This window comes from Oceanispirochaeta sp. M1 (assembly GCF_003346715.1).
Classification (GTDB): domain Bacteria; phylum Spirochaetota; class Spirochaetia; order DSM-2461; family DSM-2461; genus Oceanispirochaeta.
In genome coordinates, this window is the sequence record NZ_QQPQ01000037.1 from 1 (window position 1) to 15,455 (window position 15,455).

At 43.8% G+C, this 15,455-nt stretch carries 16 protein-coding genes; 9 read left to right on the forward strand and 7 right to left on the reverse strand.

Annotation, left to right across the window (positions count from 1 at the left end; all coding sequences use genetic code 11):
* The 5 genes from DV872_RS20310 to DV872_RS20330 all read left to right on the forward strand — a co-directional run.
* Positions 1-110, forward strand: a 110-nt coding sequence (locus DV872_RS20310) for an IS3 family transposase (protein WP_147283199.1), incomplete at its 5' end; no start/stop codon positions are given.
* Between the two features lie 6 nt (positions 111-116).
* Complete coding sequence (locus tag DV872_RS20315) at positions 117-2,072, forward strand: endonuclease/exonuclease/phosphatase family protein (RefSeq protein ID WP_147283222.1); 1,956 nt, start codon at positions 117-119, stop codon at positions 2,070-2,072.
* Positions 2,073-2,205: 133 nt separating this feature from the next.
* Entirely contained in the window at positions 2,206-2,679 is a 474-nt protein-coding gene (locus tag DV872_RS20320) for a DinB family protein (protein ID WP_114631802.1), read from the forward strand.
* 140 nt (positions 2,680-2,819) lie between these two features.
* Entirely contained in the window at positions 2,820-3,227 is a 408-nt protein-coding gene (locus DV872_RS20325) for a DUF6326 family protein (RefSeq protein WP_114631803.1), read from the forward strand.
* A 2-nt stretch (positions 3,228-3,229) separates the two neighbouring features.
* Complete coding sequence (locus DV872_RS20330) at positions 3,230-3,595, forward strand: DUF6326 family protein (protein ID WP_114631804.1); 366 nt, start codon at positions 3,230-3,232, stop codon at positions 3,593-3,595.
* Between the two features lie 36 nt (positions 3,596-3,631).
* Here the strand turns inward: DV872_RS20330 and DV872_RS20335 are convergent, their stop codons facing one another.
* Positions 3,632-4,459, reverse strand: a complete 828-nt coding sequence (locus DV872_RS20335; protein ID WP_114631805.1) for an AraC family transcriptional regulator — start codon at positions 4,457-4,459, stop codon at positions 3,632-3,634.
* Positions 4,460-4,560: 101 nt separating this feature from the next.
* Between DV872_RS20335 and DV872_RS20340 the strand changes: the two genes are divergently transcribed.
* The 4 genes from DV872_RS20340 (at position 4,561) to DV872_RS20355 (ending at position 8,728) form a co-directional block, all read left to right on the forward strand.
* Positions 4,561-5,727: a uroporphyrinogen decarboxylase family protein gene (locus tag DV872_RS20340; RefSeq protein ID WP_114631806.1), complete on the forward strand. Its 1,167-nt coding sequence runs from the start codon at positions 4,561-4,563 to the stop codon at positions 5,725-5,727.
* 122 nt (positions 5,728-5,849) lie between these two features.
* A complete protein-coding gene (locus DV872_RS20345) occupies positions 5,850-6,461 on the forward strand; it encodes a TetR/AcrR family transcriptional regulator (protein WP_114631807.1) in 612 nt (203 codons plus the stop codon).
* Between the two features lie 262 nt (positions 6,462-6,723).
* Positions 6,724-8,112 (forward strand): MFS transporter, encoded by a 1,389-nt coding sequence (locus tag DV872_RS20350; protein WP_114631808.1) that lies wholly within the window; start codon positions 6,724-6,726, stop codon positions 8,110-8,112.
* Between the two features lie 178 nt (positions 8,113-8,290).
* Positions 8,291-8,728 (forward strand): hypothetical protein, encoded by a 438-nt coding sequence (locus DV872_RS20355; RefSeq protein WP_147283224.1) that lies wholly within the window; start codon positions 8,291-8,293, stop codon positions 8,726-8,728.
* Between the two features lie 165 nt (positions 8,729-8,893).
* Here DV872_RS20355 and DV872_RS20360 read toward each other — a convergent pair whose 3' ends face one another.
* The 6 genes from DV872_RS20360 to DV872_RS20385 all read right to left on the reverse strand — a co-directional run bounded on the left by DV872_RS20360 (position 8,894) and on the right by DV872_RS20385 (position 15,452).
* Positions 8,894-9,373, reverse strand: coding sequence for a methylated-DNA--[protein]-cysteine S-methyltransferase (locus DV872_RS20360; RefSeq protein ID WP_114631810.1), 480 nt, complete (start codon positions 9,371-9,373; stop codon positions 8,894-8,896).
* On the reverse strand, positions 9,374-10,822 hold the full coding sequence (locus tag DV872_RS20365; protein ID WP_114631811.1) for a DNA-3-methyladenine glycosylase 2 family protein: 1,449 nt from the start codon (positions 10,820-10,822) through the stop codon (positions 9,374-9,376).
* Between the two features lie 244 nt (positions 10,823-11,066).
* Positions 11,067-12,050, reverse strand: coding sequence for an ADP-ribosylglycohydrolase family protein (locus DV872_RS20370; RefSeq protein ID WP_114631812.1), 984 nt, complete (start codon positions 12,048-12,050; stop codon positions 11,067-11,069).
* Between the two features lie 59 nt (positions 12,051-12,109).
* Positions 12,110-12,988, reverse strand: coding sequence for an energy-coupling factor transporter transmembrane protein EcfT (locus DV872_RS20375; protein ID WP_114631813.1), 879 nt, complete (start codon positions 12,986-12,988; stop codon positions 12,110-12,112).
* Positions 12,985-14,736 (reverse strand): ABC transporter ATP-binding protein, encoded by a 1,752-nt coding sequence (locus tag DV872_RS20380; protein ID WP_114631814.1) that lies wholly within the window; start codon positions 14,734-14,736, stop codon positions 12,985-12,987. The genes DV872_RS20375 and DV872_RS20380 overlap by 4 nt, the downstream gene beginning before the upstream one ends.
* Positions 14,737-14,924: 188 nt before the next feature.
* Positions 14,925-15,452, reverse strand: a complete 528-nt coding sequence (locus tag DV872_RS20385; RefSeq protein WP_114631815.1) for an ECF transporter S component — start codon at positions 15,450-15,452, stop codon at positions 14,925-14,927.
* Positions 15,453-15,455: the final 3 nt, after the last annotated feature.

The following is a 15,455-nucleotide window of genomic DNA, read 5'->3' on the forward strand; positions in this document are numbered from 1 at the left end:
AACTATATGATTATGTAAATTGGTATAATAATAAAAGGATTCATGGGTCTCTGGGGTATTTAACACCAGTGGAATACAAAACTTTGATGTCCGAGAAAATAGTGTCCTAAAAGGGGTTGCCGATCCAGATCGAATCGATCTATGTGCTGGACCTGCTTAACACGACTCTGGATGAGAAGGCACTGGGCTGCCTCTTTCTCTTTGCCCCGCTCCTTTTGCTTTTCAACAAGTCCAGAGGAAAGAACTTCCTCACCCTTAACGCCTTTGTTCTGATCGTCTCCCGCCTTCTCCTACCCCAGGTGAGCCATTCCCTGCGCATCGTCGTTGCCGGGACGGGGGTATCGGCCTTCCTCCTCTATTTAATGGTTTTTCTGGAGAGAAACGGAACAGGGGAAGATTCTCAAGAGAATATCTCCACAGGCTCGGCGATCGCCCTGGCCCTCCTCCTCTCCATCTTCTTTCGTGCCCTGGGATCAACAAGGGATTATTCCCTCCATGGCTGGGGTCAGATCCACGGATGGATACTCGGAGGAATCTCCCTCTTTATCCTGGTTCAGAGCCGCGATGATGAGATCAACAGAAAGTCCGAACCCCGGGGGGAACTTTCCTCCATTCTGGGGATGATCGGCATCATCACATTTGTCTACTTTCTCTTTCAGAATCCCGGTATCATAAGCCGCTGGTCGGGGATCTCCTATCCCCTGGTGATGATCCTCTCATCCCTGGTGTTCACAAGCTATCTGCTGAGCGCCTCTTTCTGGAAAAAGACACTCATTCCATCGGAAAAGAAGCCCTGGCTGCTGATCACCGTGAATCTCCTTTTTCTCACGGCACTGATGAGAACGATTCTCTTAAACCGGGTCGCTTTTCCTATGACCCCCGCCTCAACGGCTGTCATAGTTACCCCTCTCTCCTGGTACGCTCATATCCCGACGGTTCTGATGATCCTCCTCTCGTCGGTTCTCTTTCTCAATGCCGATGTTTTTGCATCGAGAATTGCCGCAAAGAGTCTCTCTCCGGCTAAAGCGGCCCTCGCCTGGTGGACGGGGACATTCACCCTCCTCATTCTGATCTTTGTCCTGATCTTCACCAATATCTGGGCCTATGTTCCCCCCGTCAGCCTGATATTCCGCAACCAGTTCTACCTTCCCTTTCTCATCACCGGCCTTATGATGATTATCCCCCTGCTTCTGCAGAAAAAGGGACCTGAGTCTCCTGCTGATGATTCGGGCGAGAGAAAGCCTTTAATGGTTGTTTCCCTGATGATCTTCTTTCTCACCATTGCTGCAGTAATCTTTGTATCGGCCCGCCCCGAAGCTGTAGGCAAGGCTCCACAAGAGCTTATTGTGATGACCTATAACTGTCAGCAGGGAGTCGACAAGGATGGGAACCTGGCCCTGGATGAGCAGCTGGCTGTCATCCGCTCGATAAATCCTGATATCCTGGTCCTCCAGGAGAGCGATTCTCCCCGTATTTCCCGGGGCAATGTGGATGTTGTACGTTTCTTCCAGGATGGGCTGGACTACTACGCCTACTTCGGTCCCACCACCGTGTCGGGGACCTTCGGCACAGCGATTCTTTCACACTTTCCACTGGAAAATCAGAGATCGGTCTACACCTACAGCTCCGACGATGAAGTGGCAACCGCTGTGGCCGAGTTCTCTCTCGGTGAGAAGTCTGTGGGAATCATCTGCGTACACCCTTCGGGGAATGAGGATGTGAACAGGATCTTTACAGAAACCCTGATCGAGACGGCCTCTTCCTTTGATAATGTGATAGTTATGGGAGATTTCAACATGAGAGAGTACTCAGAAACCCTCCGGGCCATAGGCGATGTCTTAAATGACTCGTGGCGCGTTCTGAATCCCATCGGCCGGGTTTCCCTGGAGGAACTCGAAAGCCGATCTGAAGAGGAAGAGGGGGACTTTGCTCATGGCGCCCCTACTTTGAAAAGAAGAATCGATTACATCTTCCTCTCCGAATCCTTCGAGGTGCTAGATTCCGAGTACATCTCCAATGAGGCATCAATGACGGACCATCCGGCCCACTGGGCGAGAATCCGCCTGAAGTAAAGGAATCGCCCTTGATTTAAGCGGATAATGGGGTGCTTTCTTACTGAAAGCACCCTCTTGTTAATACAGTAAAATATTTACAGTGCACCACTTGTCGGCTTTAAAACTCGTAAATAACAAACAGGAGATTCTGGTGAGAGAAGAATATATCAATCAATTCCGTCATTTCTGGAGAATGTTTGAAAAAATAGTAAGTGATTTTGATGCACATACCTGGATTCATTCCGGCTTTGCTTTGACAACTCCCGCCCTGGTTGCTTTTCACATTCTTCAAAGTACTAAATATTACAGTGGTGATTCATCTCCGTTTGTATATGAGTCCGGGAGATCTATTGCAACAGATTCAGGTAAACTTGAGACTCGTGATCTGCCTTCAAAAGAAGACATCATTTATATGATGCAATCCGTAAAAAGTAACACTGAAAAATGGCTGCGGAATATAAAATTTGAAGCTGATAACAATGATTATAAATGGACTGGGTTGACCAGGCTGAGTGTGGTCCTTTTTTTAATCAGACATAGTCAATTTCATCTTGGTGAGATTAATGCATTACTCAATGAATATAAAAATGGCAAGGCAGAAGACCATTACGCCAATACAGTGTGAGATAATCATGGATAAAAAGACTCTACAGCCATATATATTAACCACTCAATCCTGAATACCAGCCACTCATTTTATAATAATTTCCAAAATCAACAACTATGGGCATAATATTTATATAAATGGCTGAGAAAGGAGTTCAAATGAATACTAACGAGAAGCGTGACACACTGGATATAAAAGTGAAGCTTTCAACTTTATGGATTGTTGTCATGTTTAATATGCTTTTTGCTGATGTCCTTGGATTTATGACTCCGGATTTCCTGGTAATACTGGAGACCGGAATGGCTGGGGAGGTTCGAATTACCCAGGGGATTTTATTGGTCTTTGCCGTAATTCTTGAGATTCCAATTATCATGATTATTCTATCCCGTGTATTAAAGTATAAATTAAATCGCCTTGCAAATATCATCGCATCTGTAATCACAATTCTGTTTGTGATAGGAGGCGGATCTCTGGATCTTCATTATATCTTTTTTGCATCTGTAGAAGTGCTGTGTATGCTGCTGATTATCTGGTACTCATGGAAATGGCCTGAGCAGGAATCTTAATTATGGAAAAAACCCGGATAATACTTTCAGGATTATGGATTTCTCTGATGATGACCTATTTTTTAGGAGATGTGATGCGAATCTTTGCCGGCGATTTTCAGCCGGGGAAGATTGGTGATATGGAGCCCTCTCAGGGGATGTGGCTGGGAATCGCAGCGGTAATGCTGATACCCATTATTATGGTTGTGTTGACTCTGTCATTGAATTATCCTGCCATTCGCTGGGTGAATATCTCCATTGCCATATTTTTTATTGTTTTTAATATCGCCGGCTTACCATATCCGGGCTGGTATGACAATTTTCTGATAATCGTGAGTTTTGTGTTTAATGCACTGACCATATGGTATGCCTGGAGATGGGCAATCTAAGAGAGCTTTACTCCTCGGTTTGGAGATAGAAGCCTCCTACTCCTGCACGGCCAGAAAATGACTGCGCAGAGTTTTGGGAGGCAGGCCCAGTATCTTTTTAAAAACCCGGGAAAAGTATAAGGGGTCCCGAAAACCGCAGCGGTATGCCGCCTCTGTGACACTGCAATCGCCCTGTAAAAGGAAATTGCAGGCCTGCAGTACCTTTTCCCTCTGAATACAATAGGTCGGGGAAAAACCCAGCTCCTTTTTAAACAGGGCGTTTACATACTCGGGAGCCAGGTTGAACTCATCTGCCAGATCCTTCCGGCTCAATGGACGTTGAATGTTTTCATTAATGAACTGAAGCATCCGCTCCATTCGGATCGAGAGGGGATCTGTACCATCCTGCCACCGGGAGGCACAGTAAAGCCAGATTTCACGGCAGACTGTACCCGCCAGTTCTTCATTATATGGGCCGTATCCTTCATACAAAGCAGTACAGCGGCGGAATAGCTCATCCATCAGAGCAAAATCAGAACTGACGTCGGTTATAGTCTGGGGGGTGGGAGAAATTGGACAGAAAAGAGCTACTCCTTTCGGCCCCGATAATGGCAGACAATGGATGCAGGAAATAGCTCCACCGGGGAGGCAGCTGTACAGGTAGTGTTCTATCCCGGGAAGGATGAGCAGAACCATCCCCTCTTCCAGATCCCGTGGATCAGCTCCCGACATTTCGTATCGAAACTTTCCCCGACGAATCAGAATCAGCTCGTAATCGGGTATCCTCCGCGGTCCCCAGACCGATTCAGCATCAAGGTTGAAATAATTGGCAAAATTCACAAGCGGGTGAATATCGGCTATCTGCATAATCTTACTATTGTCCATATACTCATTATCATTATCTATTTTTCACTGCCTGAAAAGGATTTAGAATAGATTCAGAGAAATATAAATCTAATATTTGTACATGACAACAAGGGGAACTTATGACATTTCGAAAAAATACCATGGCTATATTAAACTACGAATCATATGACCGCCTACCACTGGTACACTTTGGATTCTGGCCCGAAACACTGAAAAAATGGGCCGACCAGGGGCACCTGACTCCCAGGGAAGCCCGTTCCTGGGGAGACGGAAACAAGGCAGACCTGATCATCGGAGGGAAACTGGGATTCGATTTCAACTGGTCCATGCATCACGGAGTTCTCACTGGTCTTTTCCCTCCTTTCATTCCCAAGGTGATCAATCGTTTCGAAGATGGACGAATCCACAGCCTCAATGATGAGGGTGTAATAGTGGAAACAAAAAAAGGGGTCGTATCGATTCCCAGTGAGATCGACCATCTTCTGAAAAACCGAGGCGATTGGGAAAAACACTTTCGAAACCGTATGAAACCCCGATCCGCAGCACGGCTTTTTCTTTCCCTTGTCCCTTCGGGAAAGCGCATGGTCCCCTACTTCACGGGAGGAAGTATCCTGGCAAACAAAGCTCTGGAAAAACGTCAGTATCCCGCCAGTCTCTATGCCGGAAGTATAATCGGAACACTGCGCAATATAGTGGGAGTAGAGAACTTAAGCTATCTGACGGTCGACGATCCGGGCCTGCTGAAGGAGATGGTTGATGCCTTCGGTGCAGTGAGCTTTGGTCTGGTGAAAAAAGCTCTTGAGTCGTGTGCGAAGTATGACTTTCTCCATTTCTGGGAGGATATATGCTACAACCACGGGCCTCTCATCAATCCTACCCTGTTTACCGAACTGGCTGGACCTCACTATAAGAAAATCACTGATCTGGCACGAAAGCATGGTGTGCAATTCAGTTCAGTTGACTGCGACGGCAAAATCGACACTCTACTGCCAATCTGGCTTGAAAATGGTGTGAACATCATGTTCCCCATTGAAGTGGGAACATGGAAGGCCAGTATTGCACCATGGAGGGAAAGCTATGGCCGGGAATTGCGGGGCGTGGGCGGGATGGATAAAGTGGTCTTTTCAAAAGACAGAAAAGCCATAGATCAGGAGGTGGAACGCCTCAAGCCTCTGGTCGATCTGGGAGGTTACATTCCCTGTCCCGATCACCGCATTGCTCCCGATGCCGAGTGGGACAATGTACGCTACTACTGTGACAGGATGAACGAAGTATTCAACCGTTAGGTATAAGCCAATTAACACATTGATATCCGGTCATCCCCCTCCAACGGAGGGAAGGATTGGCTGCAATGAGCTTTCTTGTTTATTCTATAGAGGAATGATATTGTAATTACTTGTTAAAACAGATGGAAAAAAGAACGACAAAAGAACGCATATTAGAAGAAGCAGAGAAACAATTTATTGAATTGGGAATTGCCGGTACTCAGATGAAAGATATAGCACTGGCTGTAAATTTAAATCGCCGTACCCTCTATCGTTATTTTCCGACAAAAGATGAATTGGCTTTTGAAATTGAAATGATTGTCATGAAACAGATAGACGAATACCTCTCTCTCAAATTAAATGATATAAGCAATGAAACAGGTTATGAAAAAGTCGTAAGATATTTTGATAACGTGAGTTTTGACGATATTAAAGATTTATTAAAATTCACAGCAGAATTCGACCGGTATTTCCAGGACGAATATCCCACACCCCAGCTTGAAAAATCATTTGTGAGGTCATTAGACCCTCAAAAAGACCAGTTATATCAATATATCAGTGAAGGGATAGCTGATGGTTCCATACGGGATGATATAAGTGCAGATGACTTATTTCATTTTATCAGTCAGGACTTTTTCGCCTTATTCCAACGGCTCATCTTAAGAGAAAAACATCTGAAAAATGAATATTGTGATCAGGTGGACTTTCAGGAATTGTTTAAAAAAATTTTATTGAGCGGTATCAGAAAAAACTGAGCTGAAGATCATAAAAATCTATTTCATTTTTTTTATTTAACTCAAGTGGACTGATCAATAATTATGCTCCATTGATCTCAGGTCTCTGAGAGGGAGCTGGTGTCAGACTTATTCCATTCTCCATGTTAAAGTCACTGGTGAGACATGTGTCTTTTTTTAATATCCAGTCCTCATAAATCGCTTGTCAAATAGAAAATCGTCATCTATAGTAATCGAAGCCTCGCGTGTGGCTTCACCTAATCATCATAAAAGGAAATTATCCATGAAAGAACAAATAGAGAAAATGCCCCTGTGGAGAATTATAATGTATGCACTGGGGCAGTTCGGCTGGTCAATTCTCACAACCATGGCCGGTCTTGTTACATATTTTTACATCCCCCCTGAAACGGGACAGGCTAACTTTCCCGTATTGATTACCCGTGAAGCAATTTTCGGAATGACAGTAATCGGACTTAGCGGGTTCCTGGCACAGATTGCCGGACTATTTTTTGATCCCATGATAGGCGCTCTTTCCGACAGAAGTAAATCCAGGATTGGACGTAGACGATTATTCATGCTCATCAGTGCTCTTCCCGTTTCAGTAGTCGGTTATTTTATCTTCCATCCACCGACATCCGGTCCAAGCAGCCTGAATGCTCTATGGCTGGTAGGAGCTGTTGTACTCTTCAATCTTCTTATGTCAGTTTACAGGATGCCCTATGGAGCTCTGATACCGGAAATAGGACATACATCAAAGGATAGAATGTTCCTGTGTACAGTTACATCAGTCGCCTGGGCTTTCGGATTTCTCCTGGCAGGTCAGCTTATCTACCTTTTCAAGGACATGTTACAATCAGCCGGAATGTCTCCGGTCACAGCCTTCCGCACTCTAATGGCCGGTTTCAGTATTCTTGGATTTTTACTAATGATTCTACCTGTTATTTTTGTTGATGAAAAACGTTACTGTTTCGGTAAAGTATCAGAAGAGAAACCAATTGAATCTATAATAAAAGCCTTCCAGAACAAAGACTGGGTGATTTTCACTTTAAGCACGACAGTCTATTTCATGACAGATATTTTCCTGCAGCTGGGTATAGTTTATTACATAACCGTACTGATGGGACTTTCTGAATCGTGGGTTGCCATCATGGGAGCCGCCATGTTCGGAATGAGTTTCCTCTGGTATCCCTTTGTAAATATTATTGCGGAAAAAATCAGTAAAAAGAAAATGGTTATATTCTCTTTCATCCTTCAGACCATAGCCTTCGCTATGATTGCCGTCGCAGGTAAGGTTCCCGGAATTTCAACCATGGCCTGGGCTTGGATCATTATCTTTCTTGAAGGGATAATTGCATCAATTGCCGGCATTGTACCGGGAGCCATTGCTGCCGATATTATCCGTGCCGATGCCATAAGAACAGGAGTTCACAAAGAGGGTGCATATGCTGGAGCCGGAAGTTTCTTTATGAAAATTCCCATGTCTCTTCCCCCTCTGGTGATTCCGACACTTCTTCTGCTGGGAAGAAGTCCGGACAATGATCTGGGGGTTAGGCTATTGGCGGTTGTTGCCCTGGGATTAATGATAATTTCTTTAATTATCCTCTTATTTTATAATGAAAAAAGGACTGTCGAGACTCTTGCCAGTGAAAATATTGAATTCAAGAAAGCCTGATTCAGTGGAAATCTGCACCCGGGATGTACAGCCGCAGTCGCTCTTTTTTCAGAAAATGGAGACCCCTGTAAATTATGTAAACTGTGTAAAAGATCTGTAAACAATTAGTCTCTTTCCTTCCCAGGAGGTCATGATGATGTCATGGTCATATCTGAAGAACTATTTGGGAGGATCTGACATGGTGAATAAAGTACTGTTAATCGGAGCGGTTCTGCTGCTGGGATTGGTTGGAATGCTGACTGCACAGAGGGGAACGGGAGCTAAGGGTGGCGGTAGGAGCGGCCCTGATGGAGGGAAGGGACAGCAGGAGCAGAGATCATCCACCGAAATGCAGTCTCTCACAGGGATTCTGGAGAAATCCTCCCCCCTTTATGTTCTCCACAGTGATCAGGATTATTACTTGCTGGGAGTTCCGGATTTTCTGGAGGAGCTTCCATGGGAAACCGGCAGCATGGTAACTGTAGAGGGAAAGATCATCCAGGATACAACTCTACTGGGTGGTCCTTTGATGGATGTACTTCAGGAATTGGACTCCAACAATCGGCTTATAATAATGACATCCGTAATGATCGGTGATGAACTGTTTGAGGCTCCCATGGTTGGAAGGCAGGGATGAGTTTCAGAATATAATAATATTGCCCCCCGCTGCATTATTAAACAGAAGAAATATACCTTACAGTGAGCAAATAAAATTATAGTCGGTATGACCCCTGGATTGAAGGAATACTGACTAAAGAGGATCACATTCTTAAGGGTTCCGGTTTCCTGATATTAGAAAGTATCATAATTCGATTCCTTCCAATTTCAGCAGTGTTTTCTTTATCCGAAGACCTCCGGCATATCCTACAAGTTTGCCATTTTTCCCTATGACTCTGTGACAAGGGATTATAAGGGGGAGAGGATTCTTTGAATTGGCCATCCCTACGGCTCTTACCGCTTTATCATTTCCTATCTGACAGGCAATTTCAGAATAGGAGCGGTATTCACCATAGGGGATGGTGGAGAGTGTTCTCCATACTTTTTTCTGAAAATCAGTACCCTTTGGATCAAGTTTCAGATCGAAACTTTTTCTCTTATGGTCAATATATTGAATGATCTGTTCTTTTACATCTTCAAAAAAAAGATCATTTTTTATCCAGAGTGGATCAATTGTGCTATTTGTCTTGGCGTCTTTGTCTATGAAAATAAGAGAATTCAGTCCATTCTCATCTCCAACGGCAAGGAACGGGCAAATTGAGGTGTCCAGTATTGTGTAATACATCTAATGTTCTCCTTCTGAGTATTTTTTCCAAAGGCACATGGTGGCATAGGCTCTATAGGGCTTCCATGGTGATGCAGCCTCAATTATCTTTTTCAAATTAATCTTTTTCTCATCAAATCCCATCATTCTGACCACTGCCAGATCACTGGCTGGAAAACTATCAGCGAATCCCAATCCTCTCATAGCCACATAGTTTACGGTCCAGTCACCTATCCCCTTTATGGATATAAAATCCTTATAGAATTTGTCAAAAGGCTGACTCACCTGAAGTTTCAATAGTCCCCTATCTATAGAGGAGCAGACCAGTCTGATTGTCTCTTGCCTTCGTTTTGTAATTCCCAATGAAGAGAGGTCCAAATCCAGGATCTCCATATGATCGGGGAAAAAATGAGTCAACCCGGCAGGCCAGTGGTCCTCACTTTTCAGACAAGATTCCAATACAATTCTTTTAGCAAGGGTTGTAGCCCCTTTTATGGAGATCTGCTGCCCCAGAATAGCTCGGATAGTAAACTCAAAGGGATTAAAAACCATAGGCAGTCGGGGGACAACTTTATTTTCCATCCCCTGATCCAGTAGTGCGAACTGACCTAGATGTTCACTGATTTTCTCCACATTTGCATCAAGATCAAACATCTTTCTAACCTTGAAGAAAATATCTCTATAACAGCGTATATCGTTGCTATGGATCTGTATTTCCAGTGCGTGACGATCAGGTCTGTTTTTTACAGTAAAATAACCCGAACCTGTCTCAGTACGAAAGGTTCTGCTATAGCTGGAATCATTAATTAACTCTACACCGGCTATGCCTCGGTCTCTCATAAAATTTAGAGTGGGAACTATATCTATTTCCCCTTTGTATTCAATAAACAGTGAGCTCTTTTCGCATGATTTTCCAGGATTAGAAAATCTCATCTGCGAAGGAGTCTGAGAATAATACTTCTTAAATTGATCGTTAAATTGTCTGATTGACTGGAAACCGGAGGCAAAGGCTATATCTGTTATGGAACAGGAAGAATTCATAATAAGTATTTTTGAAAAGAGTAAATGTTGAAGAGTTATTACCTTTTTGGGACTGAGCCCTGTGTTTTCGATAAATAGATTTCTTAACTGCCTGTCTGATATATTTAAAGAATCTGCAAGTGAAGAAACTGTGAGTCCGTAAATTTTTCCTGATTGAATTATACATAGTGCACGGTCAATGATGAGTGAGCCGCTTTTGTTTTTTGCCGAATATTTGAAATCCAGATCCGGGCGACAGCGAAGACAGGGGCGAAAACCAGAATCCATCGCTTCACAAACCGATTCAAAATAGAGAACATTCTCCTCTTTTGCCACTGGGGATGGACAGGATGGGTGGCAGAAGATACTCGTTGTTTTTACGGCAAAAAGAAATGTCCCGTCAAAAGTACGATCCTTAGCAAGCCGAGCGTTTCTGTAAATACTACTCATAAAATACCCTCATCTGTTTATGAGTATGACAGAGGATTATGGGAGTGAACAAGCGGTTTTCGGAAATGACACTAAATCGTTTCTTCTCTAACCTAAATGAAGCCAAATACAAAACCTGTAATTGATGATATCCATATGATTCCCCCTATCTGTCCTGTAGAGGACTTTCACACCCAATTATGTACGCCCTGCCGGGCGCACATAATAATATAACCACGGTTCTGTCAGGAATATCTCAAACCGTTTACCGGAGGAATATCAATTTCTCTGTTAAATGGGGAAAGTCAAAGGAATTCACCTTTTCCAACAACTCCTTATGACCATCCGGAATAGAAGATGCCCCTTGGAGAGCACCGCAGATACCGCAGGCCATAGCACCTATCGTATCCGTATCCCCACCCACATTCGCTGAGTATTCGGCACTTTTGAGTACATCTCCCCCCGATAAAGCTACAATAGCCAGAGCCGTGGGTACTGATTCTGCTGCAGAGAATCCACAACCGACGATATTGTACAAACCATCCAATACGGCCTCTATACTGGTATATTCAGCTGTCAAAGACAGTGCTAGATCAATTCGATCAAGCACTGAAGGACCCACGGCATCAAATCCAATTTCAGCACCTCGTTTGGCTCCGGATCTGGCTGCCTCTATGACATCAATCAGCGAAGTCCCCTCAGACAGGGCACAAGAGACAGCAAAGGCGATAGCTGCCGCCCCAGCGATAGCAATGTTAGTATTATGAGTAGGTAGACAGACGAGACGTACTCGTTCAAGAAGAAGATCCTTATTTAACCAGTCAGAGATAATTCCAACAGGGATCATCTTCATTGCACCACCATTGGTAACACCACTTTTACCGGCTTCACTCATTGCCATACCATTTCTAATCTGTTCAAAAGCCAAACGTGTACTGGGTCCAAGTACATTCATATGAGTATTCTCATCAGCCCAATTCATTATCCGATTAAGAATATCATCAGGCTTTACTTCTCCCTGATTATCTATTAAGGATCGTGCAATTAACACCGTTGTCTGGGTGTCATCTGTTACTTCCCCCCTCTTTAAACCATGGGTAATCTTATTATCATCAGGTGCATCAAGGAATGTATCGACATAACCAAAGATCCGTTTTATCTTCTTTCTAGTATAAAACTCAACCGGCATCCCGAAAGCATCACCCATTGCAACACCATATAAAGCACCAAGACATTTATCATCTAACATCAACACAAAACTCCTTACATAATCTCAGTGTGTGTAATCAACAAAGTAGTCGGGAGTCCTTATAGGACTCCTACATGGAGAAAAAACCGCATGTAGATAATCCCCCCTAAAAAAAGAAACAATATAAAATTCAAGGCATGATCCCGTCCGCTATATCTGAGATCCCTCATGTGAGTCCAACTTCCGGCCAGGCCATATCCCCGATTCAACATGGCATAGGATAAATTATTGGACATCACTATAGAACTGATAAATAGAGGTACCATAATCGGCATGAAACTTTTTACTTTACCCAGAAGGCCCTTTGAACTTAGCGAGGCGCCCCGCGATAACTGGGCTTGAAATACAAGATCCTTTTTCTTCTCCATTGTGGGTATAAACCTTAAACCTATGATAATAACAAGGGAAAGTTCATAGGGAATATGGATGGAATCCAGAAAGAGTAGAAAATCATCGATGGTTATGGAAGAAGAAAGGATGGCTGTGGCAAGAATCATGGCCAGAATGCGAATGGTAAAAGTCATACCGATCATAAGGCCGCCGCGGGAACAGACCAATATTCCACCAGAACCAAAACGGAATAACTCGGTACTATTTATTGCCCGAGTAAAACCGGTTGATGAAAAAGTAAACCCCGCAAATACTATCATAAGAATAAATATAGGGATGAAAGATTTCACTAATTTCAGGGTTTTCCCATAATCGATCTTCGAAAAAGGTGATATGAGCAATAAAAATCCAAGTAACCCAAGATTAAATAAAGGATCGTTAAAAAAGAAGATTATCACCAGAATGGAAAAAAATCCCAGCATATTAGTGCGAACATCTAATTTCCCGATGAAATCCCATCTTTCCCTAGTATTCTGATCTGCATTATGTACTACTTTGCTTCGCTGTTTCATGATTTTTTCCGAAGAGATTGCTTCACTATTTTTCATATACTTCTCCGATATCCGACAATTGTTTCCGCCAGCTTCTCAGGAGACATGATACAGAGACCGTCAAGGACATCCTCCAGCCGTTCACAAAGCAAGGGAATTTGAGGGGCCGTAACACAGGCCTCCCTTAAAACTGTATTTTTTTTGAACACATCCTCTCCTGTACCATCTGCCCGAATCTCGCCCTGGGTCAATACCACAACCCGGTCGGCATACTCTGAGACAATATCCATGTCATGAGAAATCATAATAATTGTAGTACCCTTGGAATGCAGTCCCTTAATAAGGGTCATCATATTCTGAATTCCCTCCCAATCCTGCCCTGTCGTCGGTTCATCAATCACAAGGATTCGAGGCTTCATAGCTAAAATTGATGCCACCGCCACCATTTGGCGCTGGCCTTTTCCTAGTGAAAGAGGATGTTCCTGTAATGCAGGTTCAAGGCCTGTGATTTCTGCTATTTCATTTACCCGCTCAGTTATCTCCTCATCTGAAAGATCCATGTTCTGCAGCCCATACTGTATCTCCTGCTCTACCGTCACGGAGAAGATCTGATGGTCGGGATTTTGAAATACATATCCGATATCTTTGGCCAATTCATTAATGGGAGTTATCCTTGTGTTTTTACCTAGAACAAGAATATCGCCCTCCGAAGGCTGAAGCAAGCCGTTTAAATGTTTTGCCAGTGTTGTTTTACCGGCACCATTTTGTCCGATGAGAGCCACAAACTCACCCTCTCGGATGATCAGATCGACTCCCTTAAGAGCCTGGACTCCTCCTTTGTAAATATGGGTCAGTCCCTTTATCTCAAGAAGTATCTTTCCTGACGCTGAGATCTTCAGCGGCTCTTCCCTGAACAATGCACTTGCTTGATAATCCGGATCGGCTTTCATTCGTTTCGAAATGATCTGTCTCACCAATTTTTCGGCTTCATCCAGACTCAATGGAATATCATGAATATCGGCTAATCCCGCCTGAGCCAGAGAAAGTCCCAACAGGCTTACAGGTATTGGTTTTATTCCCAGAGCCCGGGATTTTTCAATATCACGTAGCAGAGCGGAAGGTACCCCCTGCCAGACAATCTTTCCCAGGCGCATCACCACGAGATGATCAGCAAAATCTATAATATCCTGGGTGGCATGTTCGACTCCGACAATGGTCATATTTTCCCTTTGCCGTAAATCCTGGATCGTCTTGTAAATTTCAGATCGTCCCAGGGGATCTAACTCGGAAGTCGGTTCATCAAGGACTATCATTTTGGGCTTCATGGCCAGAATACCGGCAATAGCGAGACGCTGTTTTTCTCCTCCAGAGAGTTGATCACTCTGTCGTTTATGAAAATGATCGAGTCTGACCATGGAAAGAGATTTATCAACTCGTTCTCGAATGTCCTCTCTGGAAAGCATCATATTCCGGGGGCCGAATTCGGTGTCCTCTTCCACTGTTCTTCCAAAAATCTGTGTTTCAGGATCCTGCATAACCACACCAATACTGCCCAGCAGATCCTGTACCCTGGTTTTTCTTACATTCTTATCAAAGACCTGTATTTTTCCTGCAATCCGCCCTTCGGTCAGTTCCGGAACAATGCCATTCATACTGAAGACCAAGGTGGTTTTTCCAGCCCCTGTAGGTCCGGTGATAATAGTAAAAGCACCCTCTGGAATCTGCAGGTCTACTCCGTCCAGGGTGGGTGAATCATTCTTCGGATAACTGTAACGCAGACCTGTTATTTCAATGGCATTACTCATGAGTATTTATTCCTCTTTCTTTTTGTAGAATATTTCTGTTCCTGCCCGGGGACAAACAGGCAAAGCCTCAGAATCTGATCTTCCCGGATGAGTCAGTTCAGTACTGCTCTAAAAAAACGATCCCTTAAGAAGATAAGAAACGTAATACGGCGGCTGATAAAACCGCCGTATTAAAAATGGGTTAGTTATTACAACAGTTTTGAACTCTTTACAGCCTTAAATGCGATGGCTGATAAAATAACATTCACGGCGGAAGCCACCAAAAGGAAGGGCACTGTTCCTATATATAAGCCCCAACCACCCAATAAAAGAAGGAGAAGACCTGAGACAAATCCATTGAGCAATACTGTTACAACAATAGCTAATATTATATTGAGTTTACTCAACAACCTGTAGAGAAAGGCCCAAACTGCCATGGTAATGGCAATAGCAAGATGAATAGGTAGGGTAAGTGGAAACCCAACAAACGCAGCTGAAAGGATATGACCGATACTTATGACAATAGCCCCTTCAATTCCACCGAAAGCCAGTGCACAAAAGAATCCTGGAACAGAATCCAAACCGACTGATCCGATAGGACTGGGGATCTTAATCATCGCACCTACTGCACTCAAGGCAATAAATATTGCCACATAAGAAACTCTTTTTACCGACCAGAAACCCCTTTTCACTTCTGTTTCTTCAGTTACATCATCAACTTTTACTGTTTCACTCATCCC